The organism is Chryseobacterium sp. TQ-BC-N36 (assembly GCF_058382295.1).
On the sequence record NZ_CM178175.1, the window covers coordinates 4,379,745 to 4,396,475 of the forward strand.

The 16,731-nt window shown below is 36.7% G+C and carries 16 protein-coding genes; 5 read left to right on the forward strand and 11 right to left on the reverse strand.

The genetic code is table 11. From position 1 onward, the window contains the following. Positions 1-164: 164 nt before the first annotated feature. Entirely contained in the window at positions 165-1,190 is a 1,026-nt protein-coding gene (locus AC3FI7_RS19695; RefSeq protein WP_142724275.1) for an LLM class flavin-dependent oxidoreductase, read from the forward strand. Between the two features lie 76 nt (positions 1,191-1,266). On the opposite strand, the gene AC3FI7_RS19700 is transcribed toward AC3FI7_RS19695, so the two are convergent. The 3 genes from AC3FI7_RS19700 to AC3FI7_RS19710 form a co-directional block, all read right to left on the reverse strand. After that, positions 1,267-4,302, reverse strand: coding sequence for an AAA family ATPase (locus AC3FI7_RS19700; RefSeq protein ID WP_491460741.1), 3,036 nt, complete (start codon positions 4,300-4,302; stop codon positions 1,267-1,269). A 3-nt stretch (positions 4,303-4,305) separates the two neighbouring features. Then, positions 4,306-5,511: a metallophosphoesterase family protein gene (locus AC3FI7_RS19705; RefSeq protein ID WP_491460742.1), complete on the reverse strand. Its 1,206-nt coding sequence runs from the start codon at positions 5,509-5,511 to the stop codon at positions 4,306-4,308. 145 nt (positions 5,512-5,656) lie between these two features. Then, positions 5,657-5,809, reverse strand: coding sequence for a hypothetical protein (locus AC3FI7_RS19710; protein ID WP_171006328.1), 153 nt, complete (start codon positions 5,807-5,809; stop codon positions 5,657-5,659). Positions 5,810-5,975: 166 nt separating this feature from the next. Here AC3FI7_RS19710 and AC3FI7_RS19715 point away from each other — a divergent pair, with 166 nt between their 5' ends. The 3 genes from AC3FI7_RS19715 (at position 5,976) to AC3FI7_RS19725 (ending at position 7,740) form a co-directional block, all read left to right on the forward strand. Further along, complete coding sequence (locus AC3FI7_RS19715) at positions 5,976-6,836, forward strand: hypothetical protein (protein ID WP_343661342.1); 861 nt, start codon at positions 5,976-5,978, stop codon at positions 6,834-6,836. Between the two features lie 9 nt (positions 6,837-6,845). Further along, positions 6,846-7,094 (forward strand): VF530 family protein, encoded by a 249-nt coding sequence (locus tag AC3FI7_RS19720; protein ID WP_142724272.1) that lies wholly within the window; start codon positions 6,846-6,848, stop codon positions 7,092-7,094. Positions 7,095-7,239: 145 nt separating this feature from the next. Beyond that, a complete protein-coding gene (locus AC3FI7_RS19725; RefSeq protein ID WP_041462100.1) occupies positions 7,240-7,740 on the forward strand; it encodes an FKBP-type peptidyl-prolyl cis-trans isomerase in 501 nt (166 codons plus the stop codon). 58 nt (positions 7,741-7,798) lie between these two features. Here AC3FI7_RS19725 and AC3FI7_RS19730 read toward each other — a convergent pair whose 3' ends face one another. The 4 genes from AC3FI7_RS19730 to AC3FI7_RS19745 form a co-directional block, all read right to left on the reverse strand. Continuing rightward, positions 7,799-8,176, reverse strand: a complete 378-nt coding sequence (locus AC3FI7_RS19730; protein WP_491460743.1) for a YchJ family protein — start codon at positions 8,174-8,176, stop codon at positions 7,799-7,801. A 231-nt stretch (positions 8,177-8,407) separates the two neighbouring features. Then, positions 8,408-8,839, reverse strand: coding sequence for a hypothetical protein (locus AC3FI7_RS19735; protein WP_491460744.1), 432 nt, complete (start codon positions 8,837-8,839; stop codon positions 8,408-8,410). 2 nt (positions 8,840-8,841) lie between these two features. Continuing rightward, positions 8,842-9,675 (reverse strand): hypothetical protein, encoded by an 834-nt coding sequence (locus tag AC3FI7_RS19740; RefSeq protein ID WP_291904370.1) that lies wholly within the window; start codon positions 9,673-9,675, stop codon positions 8,842-8,844. Positions 9,676-9,679: 4 nt separating this feature from the next. Then, a complete protein-coding gene (locus AC3FI7_RS19745) occupies positions 9,680-11,821 on the reverse strand; it encodes a M3 family metallopeptidase (RefSeq protein ID WP_142724269.1) in 2,142 nt (713 codons plus the stop codon). Between the two features lie 253 nt (positions 11,822-12,074). Between AC3FI7_RS19745 and AC3FI7_RS19750 the strand changes: the two genes are divergently transcribed. After that, positions 12,075-12,902, forward strand: a complete 828-nt coding sequence (locus AC3FI7_RS19750; protein ID WP_142724268.1) for a GIN domain-containing protein — start codon at positions 12,075-12,077, stop codon at positions 12,900-12,902. A gap of 1 nt (position 12,903) precedes the next feature. On the opposite strand, the gene AC3FI7_RS19755 is transcribed toward AC3FI7_RS19750, so the two are convergent. The 4 genes from AC3FI7_RS19755 to AC3FI7_RS19770 form a co-directional block, all read right to left on the reverse strand. Beyond that, positions 12,904-14,793, reverse strand: coding sequence for a monovalent cation:proton antiporter-2 (CPA2) family protein (locus AC3FI7_RS19755; RefSeq protein ID WP_343661336.1), 1,890 nt, complete (start codon positions 14,791-14,793; stop codon positions 12,904-12,906). A 3-nt stretch (positions 14,794-14,796) separates the two neighbouring features. Further along, complete coding sequence (locus AC3FI7_RS19760; protein WP_142724266.1) at positions 14,797-15,318, reverse strand: NAD(P)H-dependent oxidoreductase; 522 nt, start codon at positions 15,316-15,318, stop codon at positions 14,797-14,799. 193 nt (positions 15,319-15,511) lie between these two features. Then, positions 15,512-16,321: a TPM domain-containing protein gene (locus AC3FI7_RS19765; RefSeq protein ID WP_142724265.1), complete on the reverse strand. Its 810-nt coding sequence runs from the start codon at positions 16,319-16,321 to the stop codon at positions 15,512-15,514. Beyond that, a complete protein-coding gene (locus AC3FI7_RS19770; RefSeq protein ID WP_172617051.1) occupies positions 16,302-16,730 on the reverse strand; it encodes a TPM domain-containing protein in 429 nt (142 codons plus the stop codon). The genes AC3FI7_RS19765 and AC3FI7_RS19770 overlap by 20 nt, the downstream gene beginning before the upstream one ends. Between the last annotated feature and the right edge of the window lies 1 nt (position 16,731).

Consider the following 16,731-nt stretch of genomic DNA (forward strand, 5'->3'; position numbering starts at 1 on the left):
TTTTCCAACAAAAGCACAATTCGCTTTGCTCGCAATGACACTTTCGTGTTATTAGTGATACATTAGTGTTATTTGTGTTTTAAAAAAGTAACTTTTCGATCTTAACAAACATCAATGTTTTTGATTTTCCATAGTGGTAACTTTGTATTACTAAAATCAACAATATGGAATTAGGAATAGGAATGTTCGGTGACCTAGCTTTTGACCAGTCAACCGGGAAATATAGAGATGCAGGAACTAAGATCCGTGAAATACTGGATCAGGTAAAATTAATGGATGAGGTAGGAATTGATGTTTTCGCAATGGGAGAGCACCACCGTCCGGATTATGCTGTTTCTTCTCCGGAAATAGTTTTGGCAGCCGCGGCAAGTATTACCAAAAATATAAAGTTGGCCAGTGGAGTAACTGTTTTAAGTTCTTCAGAGCCGGTAAAAGTATATGAAGATTTTTCAACACTTGATCTTATTTCAGACGGAAGAGCAGAGATATTCGTGGGACGTGGAAGTTTCATTGAATCATTTCCGCTGTACGGTTATTCATTGAATGACTATGAACAGCTATTTGACGAAAAATTAGAATTATTGTTGAAAATCAATTCTAAAGAAAATGTAAGCTGGTCTGGAAAACTTCGTGCTCCGATGCAGAACCAAACCGTGTATCCACGGGCAAAAAATGACGGAAAACTTTCTATCTGGAGAGCGGTGGGTGGTACTCCGCAGTCTGTTTTAAGTGCGGCGGAATTGGGAATGCCTTTAGTGGTAGCCATTATTGGAGGAATGCCTATCCAATTCAGGAATCTGATCGAATTCTATAAACAAGAGTATCAGAAAGCAGGACATGATGTTTCGAAGATGCAGATTGCCATTCATTCACACACTTTTGTGAGCGATGATCAGAAAGTAGTTGATGGATATTTCCATAACTATAAATCCCAGATGGATAGAATAGGGGCTTCCAGAGGATGGGCTCCTTACACAAAAGCACAGTATGAAGGCGGAAGAAGCAAAGACGGTGCACTGTTTATCGGAAGTCCATCTGAAGTAGCAGATAAAATTGCTTATATGAAAGAAATTTTCGGAATCACAAGATTTATCGGGCATATGGATGTGGGAGATCCTGCACATGATGTAATGATGAAATCTATAGAATTGTTTGGAAATGAAGTGAAGCCTGTTATAAAAGGACTGTAACAGGGAAGTTTGTGAGGTGTGAAAGCCACGAAAGATTTGTTTCTTTTGTGGCTTTTGTTATTTACAATATATTGAATTAAATAATTTCAATCAGACTTCCTCTTTCTTCGTCTTTGATAATATTGAGAGCCGTAGGAATTTTTTCTTTCAGTTCTTCAACATGCGAAATAATACCTACAATCCTATTTTCTTTCATCAGATTGGTGAGGGTTTCAAATACGATGTTCACAGATTCTGTATCCTGGGTTCCGAAGCCTTCGTCAATAAAGAAGAAGTTCTTATCAGCCTGTGCATTGGCCTGAACACTTTCTGCCAGAGCCAGAGCCAGACTCAAAGATACCTGAAAGGCCTGTCCGCCTGAAAGCGTTTTTACACTTCTGCTTTTCCCTTCGTTGAGGTAATCTATAATTTCGAAATCATTATTTTCATTAAGCTGCAGACTCAGCTGGTTTCTGGTCATTCTGTGGAAACGTACGTTGGCATGATCACAAAGCTGTCTCAGATAAATAGACGAAACATATTGTACAAAGCCAGCTCCTTTAAACAGATTCATCATGATTTTTAAATTGCCCGAACGCTTCTGAAGTTTTGTTAATTCTTTTAAAAGAGTTTGTTTTTTTACAAATTCTTTTTCCAGTCGGTCTATTTCAGCGGTTTTTGTAACTACAGAATCACTGATCTGTTTTTGTTCGATTTGTACCTCATTGAATTGCTTTTCGGTCAGAGAAAACTGCTCATTATCAAATGAAAGGCCTTTCAGTTTCAATTCCAACTCTCCGATGAATTTTTTTAAAGCTTCAAATTCGACTTTGAAATGCTGAACTTTCGTTCTCACGAATTCAATATTGATTTCCTGAAGTAAAATATTCTCAACCTCTTTGAACTCTTTGAAATTTTGATTTGCCAAAGCTTTGATGATCGTGTCTTCATTAATGGCAATTTCCTTTTCAAGATTTGCAATCTGTTTCTCAGACTGACTGACAATCGCTTTTTGCTCTGCCAATTTTGGTGAAAGAATTTTTTCCTGCTCTAATGCTTTTTGGTAACTTTCTTCTGTTTCTTTGTTGGATTGTACCAGTGTTTGATAGGTTTCTTCAATCTCAGCTTTTTCTTTTTGAGTATACAGGTTCCAATCCAGGATTTTAAGACCGGAACGACTGATATTGATCTGTTCCTGCTTCGAAACTTCTTCCAGACGGAAAGCCTCCAAGGCGTTCTTATATTTCTCCAGAGTTTTGATTTCTCTGTCCATATTTTCCCTTTCTAAAGCTATATTGCGCTCCGTTTCTTCAATCTTTTTTTCCAGTGTAAAAGAACCAGAACGTTTTTTTTCAAATTCTTCTTCCCGATCAGGAGAGAATGTTTTCCAGGTGAAATTCAGGATATGTTTTTCAATGTTTTCCTGAATTTGAAGAACAATTTTTTGTTCCGAAAGAAGCTGTTCCTCGAAGATCTTTTTTCGATCCAGAATTTTGTCGATTTCTGCTTCCTGCTTTTGAATAGCAGCCGTTTCCTGTTCCACGGATGTTATCTTCTCCTGAATTTCCAGCAGTTCAGCATTTATATTATGAAATTCTACAATATGCGGATGCTCTTTAGAACCACAAAGAGGACAGTTTTCACCATCATGAAGTTCACTGGCGAAACGGGAAAGCTCTTTTTGTATTTTACGATGATCCAATTTCTGCGAAAGTTCCTTTTTCTTTGCTTCTAAAGCTTCTTTCCTGCTTTTGAAACCTTCTTTATAATTCTCGGTATAATCAAAAGGCTTTAATTCTTCTGCAATTTCTCCAATCTGCTTTTGATGTTTCTCAACCTTTTCGGTTTGTTCCTGCAGTGATTTTTTTAAATTCTTTTGTTGAATAAACCAGTTGCCCATTTCAGAAAGTAGTGCAGAATCCAGTTTTTGTTCCTTTAAGACTTTAATCTGTGCAGAAAGCTCATCAATCGTTTTTTGAATTTTCTCTTTATTAACATTTACTTCTTTTACTTTTTCGGAACCTTTCTGAGTTCTTTCATTCAAAATCTTAATCTCTTCATAAAACTTTATAATCTGAATGATAAGATTCAAATCGTTTTCCTGAATTCTGGATTGCTCTAAAGCTTTAAACTGTTGTTCAAGAACTGTAAGTTGTTCCTTTATGATATTAAAAGCTTTTTCAGTTTCCTGCCAGTTTTTAACTTGCTGTTCTTTTTCATTTCGTTTGTCAGAAATCTCTTTTGAAAGTTTATTTTTTTCAATAATTAGAGGATTAAAAAGTCTGAAAGTACGATCATATAATTCCGCCTGTGCCTCCAGAGCATCTATTTGAGGTTTTTTCTCTGTAAGTTGATTGAATTTTTCTTTATTCTGCTGTAAACTGTCGAAGTCACTTTTCAAGTTTTTCAGCTGTTGATACGTCTGGGAAATTTTCTCCAGTTTTTCATTGGATTCAGAAAGAATTTTCTGTTCTTTTGTGAGCTGTTCTTTCTGAATGTTGATTTTCTCTTCATTGATGTCTTCAAATCCTTTAAGCTGCCCTTCCAGCTGATCCTGTTCTGATCTGTTTTTTACATTCAGAGCAGAAACATTGTTCTGAAGGTCAAATTTCTGAAGATTAAAAATCTCTTTCATCATATTCGTTCTTTCTGCAGCACCCAGCTCAAGGAATTCTTTGAACTGTCCCTGCGGAATAATGATGGTTCTCTTAAAATTGGAATAACTCAAGCCGATAATAACCTCTGCATTCGAGTGATCCAAAGGAATCCATTTACCATTGATAAACTCATAAAAAGTAACCGCATTAGGTTTTACTTCTTCGAACTTTTTTAAATTCCGTTTAAAATCACGGGTGGCACGGAAGAGTTTATTTTCATAATTCACAAAATCAAATTCTATATAAGAACTGTTTGATTTTAAATTCATCATATTGTAAGCCCTTTTGTCACGCATGTTCAGGCGTTCTGTTTCTCCATACAAGGCAAACGAAATGGCTTCAAGAACTGAAGATTTTCCGGAGCCTACCGCCCCGAAAATCCCAAACAATCCCGCTTCAGTAAGATTTCTGAAATCAATGGTCTGACGTTCCCGGTAAGAGTAAAGTCCTTCGATAGTTAATTGAACAGGGATCATGAGTTATGCATTTAAAATTTCGTTAAACAAATTCATCAGTTCTTCATTAGCTTCCTGCCCACCGTTTTTAGATTTAAAATAATCTTTGAATAATAATTCGATATTTTGATTTAGGTTGATTTCATGAACTTGTTGTTCTGTAAATTCTTTATTTTTTACTTTTGGAATAAGGTGGACAATTCCGTTATGAGACTGATAGATTAATCTCCTTTCATCAGCCGTTAAAAAAGTTTCACTTTCCAGGATGAGTTCAATAAATATATTGGGATTTTCACCCAGCCACTGAACAGTATTTTCTACAGAAGTGAAGGCTTTTCTGACCAGAGTTCTTCCGTTTTTTAAAGCTTTTTTTTCATAGCTAACTGCTTTTCCCGGTTCCGCATCAATAATAGAGACATATTTTGTCTGTCCGGCTTCACTGAAACTGTAGCAGAGAGGTGAGGATGAATAAATCACAGGCTTTTCCTTCGTACCGATATTCTGAAAACCATGCAGGTGCCCCAGTGCTGTATATTGAATCTGCTCAGGAATGCTGTCTGAAAAAATGAGGTCAGCATTTCCGATTTTAATAGGTTTTTCTCCCTCAGGCTCTTCTAAAATTTCAGCTCCTCTTTTATTCATATACAAATGAGCTGTCAGAAGATTAACTCCGGAATGATCACAAAACTGATCTGCAAGATCTTTCCATTTTTGAGAAAGCACTTTGTTGATTTCCTCTTCTTTATTTTCACCGAAATATTCTTTTAACCGGATCTCATTGGCAAAAGGGGTATGAAGGATTCTTACAGGAAAATCTATTCCGTCAATTTTCAGTTCTATAAAACCTTCTTTTGAGTTGGTAATGTTGAAATATTCTGTTCCGAAAGGTGTAATTTCAGTTTTAGGATGGCCGATTAAAATAATTCCGCATTCCCGCGCCAGAGGATCAGGAGCATTGATTAAGCTTGGAGAATCATGATTGCCGGAAATCGCAATGACGGGACGTTTACCATTCAGTGATAAACGTTTTAATGTTTTATAAAAAAGTTCAACGGCCTCTACACCTGGATTGAAATTGTCAAAAAGATCACCGGCAATTAAAATTAAATCAACGTTTTGCTCGTCAGCGATCTGAACAATTTCATTCATAACCAAAACCTGTTCTTCAAGTCTGGAAAAACGGTCAAGGCGTTTACCCAAATGCCAGTCGGCAGTGTGGAGAATTTTCATAATTTAAATTTGAGAATTAAAAAGAATATATGCAGCATAATTTTCAGCTTGCTTCGTAGAGAATTATTTTGCAGCTATTACAATGTAAAGATAGAGAATACTTAATTTTTAAAAATAAGGTTTTCCTTAATTCGGATAAAACAATTTATAGCTTATTGTCAGCTTCTCTTGCTTTGAAATCTTCCCGGATTTGTTTTAACCTTGCTTTTCTTTCTGCTTCAGCATTTTGTATTTTACGTTTTTTCTGGTCAATTTTCTTTTTATTTTTTTTCCTGTTGGCTTCGTTATTTTTGCTCATATTTTTTGAAACAAATAATGGTATGGTAAGAAATATCTTTTTCAAAAATAAGAAACAAAACACAAACATGCAGGTGGAAATGTAGGTCAAAAATGGATAAAGCTCCCATATAAATCTTTTTCTGGTAGATTTATTTTATTAGTATTTTTGATGAAAATTAATATTCATGAAATTCTTTTTAACATTTTTATTAGCTCTTTTAAATATATGTATTAATGCTCAGGATCTGGAAAAAATATCAGAGGAAGTAACAGAGGAAGGTTTAGCATTATATCGCAGCGAAATGGCAAGTTGGTATGGCACCGATATACTAAAAGAGAATTTTAAAAATATGGAAAATATAGGAGGATATTTTTCTTATCTGGATGATGTTCCAAAATGTATTTTCTTCTCCAAACAGAATAAAGTAGTGGCTACAATTTCTTTCCCTACTAATTATAATCCTGCTAACGCAAAAATTGATCTATCTGAAAGGGACTTTACATCTGTTGAAGCGGATTATTTTACCATCAGACAGAAAGCGCTTATCAGAATAAATAATGATACCATTTTTAAACGGTATAATAATGCAAACTTTAATCTGGTACCCATCATTAAGAAAGGTTCTAAGAAAGTCTATGTTCTCACTGGAGCTTCTGTAAATAATGTGATTATTTTCGGCAATGACTATTTGTTAACTTTTAATAAAGATAATGAAGTAAAAAATGTTGAAAAACTACATAAAGGAATAATTGTACATGATATAGCTAATATGGGTAAAGGTAGTGATGCAAGTGGAGTTCATTCTCATGTTTTAGATAACTGGCAGCAGATTACACCTACGGATATTTGTACTCTTATGCTATACCAAAATCTTACAGGATGGGAAACCTATACAACAGTTTCCAAAAAGTATGCTAGTATATGGAATCATAAATCGAATAGGGCATTTGTAATGACAACCGAGGCCTTTAAAAAGATAGCGAATTATCAACTGGAAAAAAATAAGAAGACAGAAAATAAAGATACTCAAGATTCAAAAAAATAAAAATAAAATATGGAACAACAGTCCAAAGATCCTCTACACGGAAAAAGGCTGGATGCGATCCTGGAAGAACTGGTAGAATACTATGAAGGTTTCGAAAGGCTTGGCGAACAGATCAATATAAAATGTTTTACAGATAACCCAAGCATCAATTCTTCCCTGAAGTTTCTGCGAAGAACACCTTGGGCCAGAACAAAAGTGGAGAGTCTGTATCTCTTTATGCTAAGACAAAAAAAGAGAGACGAAAGTAGAAAAAAATAAAGGCTGTAAAAAGAAGATCTCCATTTCTTTAATTCTTTCATAGCATCCCTCTTCCAACCTCCGGCTTCCAAGCTCACTGAATCATTTCAAAAACAGTATATTTGTATCATTAATCGTGAGACAAAATCACGAAAAAAAGAAAAATATGACAATTGAAAACAATCACGTTGTAGCTGTAAAGTATATACTTCACACTATCGAACCAGATGGAAGTAAGATTCTTGTAGAAGAGACAACAACAGAAAATCCGCTTACATTTTTGTATGGTGTGGGAATGATGATTCCAAAATTTGAACAAAATATCTTAGGCTTAAAAGCTGGCGACAAAGCGGCTTTTGTGATTCAGCCTGAAGAAGCTTACGGAGAAAGACAGCCAGATGCTATTGCTCAATTACCAGTGGAGATGTTTAAAGAATCAGGACTTCCGCCGGTAGGAGCTATTTTGCCTTTATCTGACAACCAGGGAAACAACTTCCAGGCATTTGTAGTAGAAATTACTCCTGAAGTTGTGGTAGCAGATCTTAACCACCCAATGGCAGGGAAAGTTTTAGACTTCCAGGTAGAAGTTTTAAATACCCGTCCGGCTACAGAAGAAGAATTGGCACACGGTCACGCTCACGGAATTGACGGAACTGATGCTCACTAAAAATAAAAAATGTCCGAAAAATCGGACATTTTTTATTTGTATCAATTGGATTTCATTATTAATCCAAAAATTCCCCTGAAACATAATACCAGCGCTCATGCATTTTCTGAAAAACAGAAAACTCATGATGAATTTGTGGATGGCCATCCTGATCAGTATAATAAGCCTTAAATTCTACATGATTAAGAGTAGGCGTTTTTATGATTTCCAGCTTTGTCCATTGATTGATTTCTCCCCATTCCTGAAGATCTTTCTTATTGTGATACTTTCTTTTTCCCGGAAGGGTGGTTTCCATCAGATATTCACCATTCGGAATAGCAAAGGCGGAGAATCTTGAACGCATCAGAGCTTCAGCGGTAGGCGCATGTTTTTCTCTGGTGTGATAAGGTTTACAGCATTCTTCGTAGGATTTTCCTGAACAGCATGGACAGTCCATATATTGTATTTAAAATTTGAAATGCAAAAATAATGAATCCTGACCGTTTAATACAGCTAATTTTTTGATTAACGTTTAAACATGATCTACTTTCGGATTTGAAAAGATGCATTTTGAATTCAATAAGGACGGGCTTTAGCCTTTTAGAAATAGAAAAACAAAATTCTTCATCGGCTTTCGCTGAAACATAAAAAAGAAGCACTCTGATTAAAGAATGCTTCTGATTATATCTTACTGATTGTCTTCATCAATTTTAGTATCAACAAAGCTATAGGTATCAGTTGCCATATCCAATGCCTGCTCCTTTGAATCAAATTTTACATGGGAAGGGTCCAGGACTTTGTAAGTGTATATGTCTGTTTTCCCTGAATTAAAGTGGAGCTCATGAAATTCTCCCTTCTCAATCCACCATTGGCCTCTCTCAATAAATTGATCGACTTCGCAATCCTGAATCGTGGTAAAAATAAGCATAAAAGTACCATCTGCTTTTCTTTCCATCACCCATCGTTTTTCCATCCCTGCTATCTGTTGGTCTTTCTCGCTTCCTTTCCATAGGCCGACAAGTTTGTTGTCTATTTTATTGGCTTGTGGTTTTGCGTGGCCTTTTTGTGCATATATTGCTCCAAAGACTGATAATAATGTTGCTGTAATAATTTTTTTCATTGTTATTTAAAAAATAGTGTAAGAGGAACCCTGCTATTTACTGTTATTCCCATGGTTTTGGCAGGAATCCATTTTGTCTTTTTTATAAAATTTTTAGTTTCGTTGATAAAGTAAGAGGCGTACTTATAATTCTTTTTATTATGAAAAGCAAGGTCAATGTCTATATCTGAGACCGTCCCGTCTTTGTGAAGCGTAAATTCCGCAGAAATGGAAGAATAAAAATCTTTGCCTTTCCGATATTCAAATTCATCGGGATATTGTACATTCTTCCAAAACCCCCTTTTATAATCTTTAAAAAAACTTCGGTAGGATTTACTTCCCGGATATCTTGAAATAGTATCACATTCTTCAAAATCATAGAGCTTATCGGAATTCTTTTCTACATACTGTATATCTGCAACCTGTCTTAAAGAGTCAATAAACTTTGGGCCAAACTTTCTCCTAATTTCCTTTGACATTACTTTAGCGTAGCAATTTTGAAGCTCCTGTGGAACGGTACAATAATAAAGTGCAGAATCTACTTCGATATTGTGTTTTTTTAAAAGAATATTCATTTCATCATTGCTTCTGTAGCTTTTTACCATTCCGAAATAATGAAAATAAACAAGTTTATTCTTCTTAATATCCGCTTCAGCTTTTATTGTTTCGGCCTTACAGGTAGAATCAAAATATTTTTGTTGTTCCTGAAAGTATTTGTCTGCTTCTTCCTGTGTAACTGTATCAGAATGTTTTTGAAATAAAGATTCTGACCTGCTTTCAAATCTTTTGTTTTTTAATGAGAAGCAAGTCAGAATAATTAATGAGGATAAAACTTTTATTCCTGTATTGACTGTCATACGATTATTTAATAAACCCTCTGTTTCTCAATAAAGGTTTGATATCCGGATCGTGTCCTGTAAAGTCTCTGAATGCCTGGTTCAGGTCTACAGAATTTCCTACGGAAAGAATATACTTTCTGAAGCGATCACCATTTTCTCTGGTGAGACCACCATTTTTACTGATCCATTCCCATGCATCATTGTCCAATGTTTCAGACCATAAGTAAGCATAGTATCCAGCTGAGTATCCACCTCCCCAGATATGGGCGAAATAAGGTGTATGATATCTTGGCGGAACCGTTGCCAGATTGAATCCATGATTGGCTAAAGACTGCTTTTCAAAATCAAGAACAGGAATAAACTGGCTTTCATTGCTTACAGTATGCCAATCCATATCAAGCTCAGCAGCAGAAACCAATTCAGTAGTCATATACCCCTGATTGAATGTAGCTGCCTTTTTGATTTTTTCTACCAAAGCCTGTGGGATAGGCTGTTTTGTTTCATAATGTACTGCATAATTTTTAAGAACGACAGGATCTAAAGCCCAGTGCTCGTTGATCTGAGATGGGAATTCCACGAAATCTCTCGGTACATTCGTTCCTGAAAGAGAAGGATATTTCTGGCTGGCAAACATTCCATGAATAGAATGTCCGAATTCATGGAAGATGGTTGAAACATCATCATAACTGATCAGTGAAGGTTTTCCCGGAGCCGGTTTCTGATAATTGTAGCAGTTAACAATCACAGGCTTTGTGCCCAATAAATAAGACTGCTCAACAAAATTGCTCATCCATGCCCCTCCGTTTTTAGAATCTCTTGTATAGAAATCCAGATAATAGATGGCGATAGATTTTCCATCATGATCAAAAACTTCATACGTTACAACATCCGGGTGATAAACCGGAAGATCTGTTCTCTTTTTGAAAGTTAACCCATAGAATTTTTCAGCAGCGAAGAAAACTCCTTTTTCAAGAACTGTTGTAATCTCAAAATAAGGCTTTATTTCACTTTCGTCCAGATCAAACTTTGCTTTTCTTACCTGTTCAGCATAGAAATTCCAGTCCCATGGCTCTACTTTAAAGCCTCCTTTTTGCTGGTCAATAAGATCCTGAATGTCTTTTGCTTCACGTCTGGCTGTTTCCACTGCCGGAGTGGCGATCTGGTTCATCAGCTTAGTAGCTGCTTCAGGAGTTTTTGCCATCTGGTCCTGAAGTTTCCATTCAGCAAAATTTTTCTTTCCCAGAATCTGAGCTTTTTTCAGTCTCAGTTTAGCGAGTTGTTCAATAGTTGCTCTTGTATCATTAGCATCTCCCTTTTCAGCTCTTGTCCATGAAGCTTTGAACAGTTTTTCTCTGGTTGCTCTGTTTTTTAGGTTTTGCAAAAGAGGCTGCTGTGTAGTGTTTTGTAAAGCCAGAAGATATTTTCCCGGCTGTCCTGCCGTTTTGGCATCAGATGCAGCCGCTGCAATTTCATCAGCAGAAAGTCCGTCAAGTTCTTTTGCATCTGAGAAAAATACACCTCCCTGCTTTCTTGCTTCCAGTAACTTGTTGGCATATTGGGTAGAAAGAGAAGCCAGTTCCTGATTGATCTGCTTAAGCTTTTCTTTATCAGCAGCGGAAAGATTAGCTCCCGCGATTTCAAAGTTTTGCTTATAAAACTGAACCAGTCTCTTACTTTCAGAATCAAGGCCGTCTTCTTTAATGGATTGTATTCTTTTGTAAAGATTTTCATTCAGGTACATTTTATCAGAATGGGCTGCGAAAACAGGAGCATATTCTTCATCCAGAGCCTGCAATGTAGGGTTCGTATTGGCACTGGTAAGATTAGAGAATACAATCTGTGCTCTTCTCAATACTTCACCACTTTTTTCCAGTGCAACGATGGTATTTTCAAAAGTAGGGGCTGCCGGATTGTTGGCAATTTTTATAATTTCAGCTTCATGCTGCTTTAAACCATAGTCAAAAGCGGGTTTGAAGTGTTCATTTTTGATTTTGTCAAATTCCGGAGCTTCATATTGAAGCCTGCTTTTCTTCATAAAAGGATTTGAAGATAAAGACGGATCAGGAGCAGGCAGCTCCTGTTGAATATCGGTCTGTTTCATTGTAGTACAAGATTGATTGAACGCCAAGGCAGAAATTAATAATACCGATGAAATATTCTTCATAAATATAATTGTTATTAAAGCATAAAGATATTAAAAACTTGCATCATAGGATATATGTTAGCAGACGTATTTACTGAAACCTTTTTATGAACATTTAAAATGAACAAACTATATGCTTAATTAAGGAAAAGTCTTTCATAAAACCCTATAGCAGGTATTTGCAGTAATTTCAATGGTAATGTAATATTTTTTATAAATTAGTTGTTATTTAGATATAAAGAAATCAAACAAATAATTGACAAAAGAAATAAGCATGAAAACAAGGACTTTATTTATTTTTTCAGCCTTAGTGGCATTAGCCTCATGTAATGATAAACATGAGAACAGAAACAGAGACAGGGATGGAGATGGGAATAATTGGGTAGAAAAAGTAGTCAGCAAAGAATCAGGCCCAATGCAGCATAAAGAATTTACCGGAGATTTTGATGAAATTCAGGTTTCTCAGGCGATTGAGGCAGAGGTTATAAAATCTGAAACAGAAAGAGTAGAAATTTCAGCTCCTCAAAGCATCATCAATGAAATTCTTATTGACAATGATGGTGGGAAATTGCATATTCATTATAAACCGGGAATCAGAGTGATGAACATCAGCAAAGTGACTGCAAAAATTTATGCAAAAGATTTTAAAAAGCTCCTTGCAGATTCAGCAGCGAGAATTATTGTAAAAGATAAGTTTACCCAGGAGAAGACAGATATCGAAGCATCAAGTGCGGGAAGCATCTCCGGAGACCTGGAGGCTAATGATATGGAGATCAATGTAAGCAGCAGCAGTAGCTTCGATGGTAAAATATGGGCTGTGAATCTTGATATTGAATCTTCATCAGGATCTACCCTTGATCTTTCCGGAAAAGCTAAAAAGGCGGATATCAGTGCTTCTTCTGGCAGCAGCGTTTCAGCTAAAGGAGTCATTGCTGATGATGTAGAAGCAGATGCTTCCAGTGGAGCAAGTGTTCACATCAGTGCTGTTTCCAGTGTGAAAGCTGGAGCTTCATCTGGTGGAAGTGTAGATATTTCGAAAAAAGGAGAGCTCAAGAATGTAAGCAAAGAGGAAAGTAGTGGTGGAAGCGTAAGCATCCAATAAACTAATCCTGGGATTCATCCTCATCTTCTTCGTCAGCAGATGAGGAACCTTCCCAGTTCTTATTGTCAAAATTGAGATTATCATATGCTAATAATTCCTCCTCACGCTGGAGGATTTCTTTTGTGGTAAAAAGCGTAATGTCATCATCATTTTCTTTCATTTTTGCCAGCTTTCTGATCGATGCTTTGTCAATAGACATAAATCTTTGTCCGAGACGTCTTGCTGCATATTTTCTCATTCCCGTTTCATGAAGTACATCCACAGCCATATCCACAGCTGTTCCTAATGTTTCACGGTAAATATGATTGATCCCGTTATTCAGATAGTCATAAGCATCAATCCTGTTTTTAGCCCTTACAAAAATTTTCACATCAGGATAATGTTCGCGTACCAGTTCCGCAATAAACTTATTGTCATCCGGATCATCCAGGCATAAAACCAAAATTTCAGCTTCTTCAATTCCTGCAGCCCTTAGAATAGGAATTCTGGTGGCATCACCATAATAGACTTTAAAGCCGTAGCTTCTGAGCAGTTTTACACGGTCAGAATCACGGTCCAGAACTGTTGCTGATATTTTATTAGCTTTTAAAAGACGTCCCACGGTACTTCCGAAATGACCAAAACCTACAATAATGATTTTCTTTTGGGTAACTTCACTTCCAAGGATATTAAAATCATGCTCTTCTTCCGGAATTTCTTTAATGAATTTCGGAGTAATAAATTTATCATTGATAATAAGCAGGATAGGAGTGATACACATGGTGATTGCCGTAACGGCCATCATCTGTGCATTCATCTCGGGACCTAACAGATAAAGATCTGATGCATAATTAAGCAGTACAAAGGCAAATTCTCCTACCTGAGAAAGTGCAAATGCATAAAAAAGACTTTGAGGAGTATCTATTCTGAAAAACTTTCCAATGGTGTATAAAACGATAAATTTTACAGCCAGTACAGCAAAAACAGTACTGAATATAAACAGTGGGTCTTTCTGAATAATATTAAAATTAATAGTAGAACCTACGCTGACAAAAAATACAGCCAGTAAAAGTCCCTTGAACGGATCAATCTGTGCTTCCAGCTCATGGCGGAATTCACTGTTGGCAAGCATTACCCCCGCAAGGAAAGCCCCTAATGCAGGTGAAAGGCCTATAACAACCATCAGCTCTGAAACCCCGATAACAAGGAATAGAGAAGAGGCGGTCAACAACTCTGTCATTCCCGATTTTGAAACATATCGGAGGAAGGGAACAAAAACATATCTTCCTAATAAAATAAGCAAGGCAACACCGAAAATTACAGTTCCTGCCTGAAGCCATTCCGGCAGTTTCTGAATCAGAATCTGGATTTCATTATCATGATGCTTGGCTTTATAATTGGCTACAATAGGGAGTATGGCTAAAATAGGGATCACAGAGATATCCTGAAACAGCAGGGTAGAGAATGAGGCTTCTCCGGCGGTGGTCTTGAGATTGTTTTTTTCCTGTAAGGTCTGCAGAACAATTGCTGTAGAAGATAGTGCAAAACACATAGCGATGGCAACGGCTTTGTCTATTCTCCATCCTGCACTGATGAACACGAGGAATAATAATGCAATCGTAAGTACCATCTGTGACAATCCCAGTCCCATTATCTTTTTTCTCATTTCCCAGAATTTACGGGGTTCCAGTTCTAATCCTACAAGAAACAAAAGCATGATGACACCGAATTCACTGGCGTGCATGATATCATCTACATTTTTTCCTGTAAGCCTGAGTACATATGGGCCTATGATAATTCCTCCTAAAATATAGCCGATGACAGAGCTCAACCCTAATTTCCTGGCCAATGGAACCATGATAATGGCAACCCCCAGGAAAATTAATGTGTTCATTGCTAAGCTGGATTCCATATGTTATTGATTGAGAAGTTCTGTAAATTCTTTTTTATGTAAAATAATTTCCTTTTTGGATAGTTTGTTGGCTTCGTATACGATTTTGATATGCTTAATGTCTGCTTTGAAAACTTTTAAAGAAACAATCAGTCCGCTAATCAGTTCTTCTATGGAGTATTGATAGGTACCTGTTTTACTGAAAGATCTTTCTTTTCCGCCGGTAGTGACCAAAATATAAACTTCTTTTCCCTCCAGTGGATTGTATTCACCTTCCTTAAGCCAGTCTCTGTCGAAAACCTCATCAATCCATAATCTGAGAAGCGGAGGCATTCCAAACCATATCAGAGGAAACTGAAAAATAAACCGGTCATAATTTTTAAGGCGTTTCCTTTCTCTGAAGGCAGCGATATGAAAATCAGGATATTCTTCGTAAAGATCTCTTAAGGTAAAATGCTGGTGACGAACGTAGAAATTAATGAGCTCTACATTCGAATTGGAGTGCTCCAGGTAAGGGTGTGCAAATACTACCAGCGTCTTCTTCATAATCCTGTTTTCAGTAAATATAGTGAAAAAATATTGAATTAAAGACGGTTTTTGTGTGGTTTTGTTAATTTTTTAATATCTAAAGATCAATTTAACATTAAGAAAAGTTAAAGAATTGGTATTATTTTAGTGTTTTAAATAAAAAAATCAGGTCGTTAATGACCTGATTTATATGATTTTTAAAATGTATTTGTTACCAGCCTCCGGATGCACCACCGCCTCCAAAGCTTCCGCCTCCGCCGAAGCCTCCGAATCCGCCACCACCGGAACTTCCACCTCCGAAACCACCTCCTCCGAAGCTGCCCGGGAATGGGAAGAAACCTCCGGGATAATTTCGGCGTCCTCTTCTGGTGATGATTACATCATCGTCATCATCATTGTTTCCGCCGCGTCCGCCTCCTCTGTTACCAAAAAGTATAGCAATAATGATGAAAATAATAAAAGCAATGATAAGCACTTTAAAGGCACTCCCATTACCGGAGGGAGCTGTTGTCGGCACAGGTTTGAATTTTCCCTGAACTGCCTCCATAATGGCTGAGGTTCCTCCATTGATTCCCTCATACCAAAGTCCTTTCTTGAAATTTGGAGTGACGATATAATCTAAGATCTGTCCTGCTACTGAAGCGGTAAGATATTGCTCTACAGCACGTCCCTGCTGAATAGACATTGTTCTGTCTTCTGTGGCAATCAGGAAAACTACGCCATTATCCACATCTTTCTTCCCGATTTTCCATTTCTCTCCAAACATGGTTGCCAGAAAATTAATATCTTCTCCTTTGGTGGAGCGGATGATCACCACTTCAATTTCCGTTGAGGTAGAATCAGCAAACTTGATCAGCTTATTATTCAGCGCATCTTTTTCCTGTTGGGAAAGTAATCCGGCTTCATCAAAAACCGGGTAGAGAACTGCAGGTTTTTCAGGAATAGTATACTGTGCTGATACAAAAGTGTAAAAGCATAGCAATAAAAATGAAAATACTATTTTAAGAGAACGTAATTTCATTTGAAAGTTGGTTTGGATTTTCTCCTTCTACAGGAAAATGTTTTTTGAGTTCAAGTCCTGTTTCCAGGATGGCACTTTTCAGTGCTTTATAATAATTTCCTTTGGCAAATTCAGCAGTGATATAATCGTGAAGGTGATCCCAGTATGACTGTCTTACCTTTTCATGAATTCCGATATCTCCTATAATAGTAAGATATTTCTGTTCAAAATTAACGTGAAAAAGGACAGCATTTCTGTCAGCGGTTTTATCCATACCAAGTTTTTTAAAAACTTCAAATGCTCTTTTAGCATCACGGTTTTCCGTATTGGAATCAATGTGTATCCTGATCTCTCCCGTAGAATGATCTTCCGCAGACTGAATCGCTTCCACGAGGGAAGCGATCTGTTGATTTGTTAGGAAATTACCCATT

Bases quoted from the DNA above. Each gene is read 5' to 3' on its own strand.
- AC3FI7_RS19695 (WP_142724275.1), top strand. From the start codon at position 165: ATGGAATTAGGAATAGGAATGTTCGGTGACCTAGCTTTTGACCAGTCA.
- AC3FI7_RS19700 (WP_491460741.1), bottom strand. From the start codon at position 4,302: ATGATCCCTGTTCAATTAACTATCGAAGGACTTTACTCTTACCGGGAA.
- AC3FI7_RS19705 (WP_491460742.1), bottom strand. From the start codon at position 5,511: ATGAAAATTCTCCACACTGCCGACTGGCATTTGGGTAAACGCCTTGAC.
- AC3FI7_RS19710 (WP_171006328.1), bottom strand. From the start codon at position 5,809: ATGAGCAAAAATAACGAAGCCAACAGGAAAAAAAATAAAAAGAAAATT.
- AC3FI7_RS19715 (WP_343661342.1), top strand. From the start codon at position 5,976: ATGAAATTCTTTTTAACATTTTTATTAGCTCTTTTAAATATATGTATT.
- AC3FI7_RS19720 (WP_142724272.1), top strand. From the start codon at position 6,846: ATGGAACAACAGTCCAAAGATCCTCTACACGGAAAAAGGCTGGATGCG.
- AC3FI7_RS19725 (WP_041462100.1), top strand. From the start codon at position 7,240: ATGACAATTGAAAACAATCACGTTGTAGCTGTAAAGTATATACTTCAC.
- AC3FI7_RS19730 (WP_491460743.1), bottom strand. From the start codon at position 8,176: ATGGACTGTCCATGCTGTTCAGGAAAATCCTACGAAGAATGCTGTAAA.
- AC3FI7_RS19735 (WP_491460744.1), bottom strand. From the start codon at position 8,839: ATGAAAAAAATTATTACAGCAACATTATTATCAGTCTTTGGAGCAATA.
- AC3FI7_RS19740 (WP_291904370.1), bottom strand. From the start codon at position 9,675: ATGACAGTCAATACAGGAATAAAAGTTTTATCCTCATTAATTATTCTG.
- AC3FI7_RS19745 (WP_142724269.1), bottom strand. From the start codon at position 11,821: ATGAAGAATATTTCATCGGTATTATTAATTTCTGCCTTGGCGTTCAAT.
- AC3FI7_RS19750 (WP_142724268.1), top strand. From the start codon at position 12,075: ATGAAAACAAGGACTTTATTTATTTTTTCAGCCTTAGTGGCATTAGCC.
- AC3FI7_RS19755 (WP_343661336.1), bottom strand. From the start codon at position 14,793: ATGGAATCCAGCTTAGCAATGAACACATTAATTTTCCTGGGGGTTGCC.
- AC3FI7_RS19760 (WP_142724266.1), bottom strand. From the start codon at position 15,318: ATGAAGAAGACGCTGGTAGTATTTGCACACCCTTACCTGGAGCACTCC.
- AC3FI7_RS19765 (WP_142724265.1), bottom strand. From the start codon at position 16,321: ATGAAATTACGTTCTCTTAAAATAGTATTTTCATTTTTATTGCTATGC.
- AC3FI7_RS19770 (WP_172617051.1), bottom strand. From the start codon at position 16,730: ATGGGTAATTTCCTAACAAATCAACAGATCGCTTCCCTCGTGGAAGCG.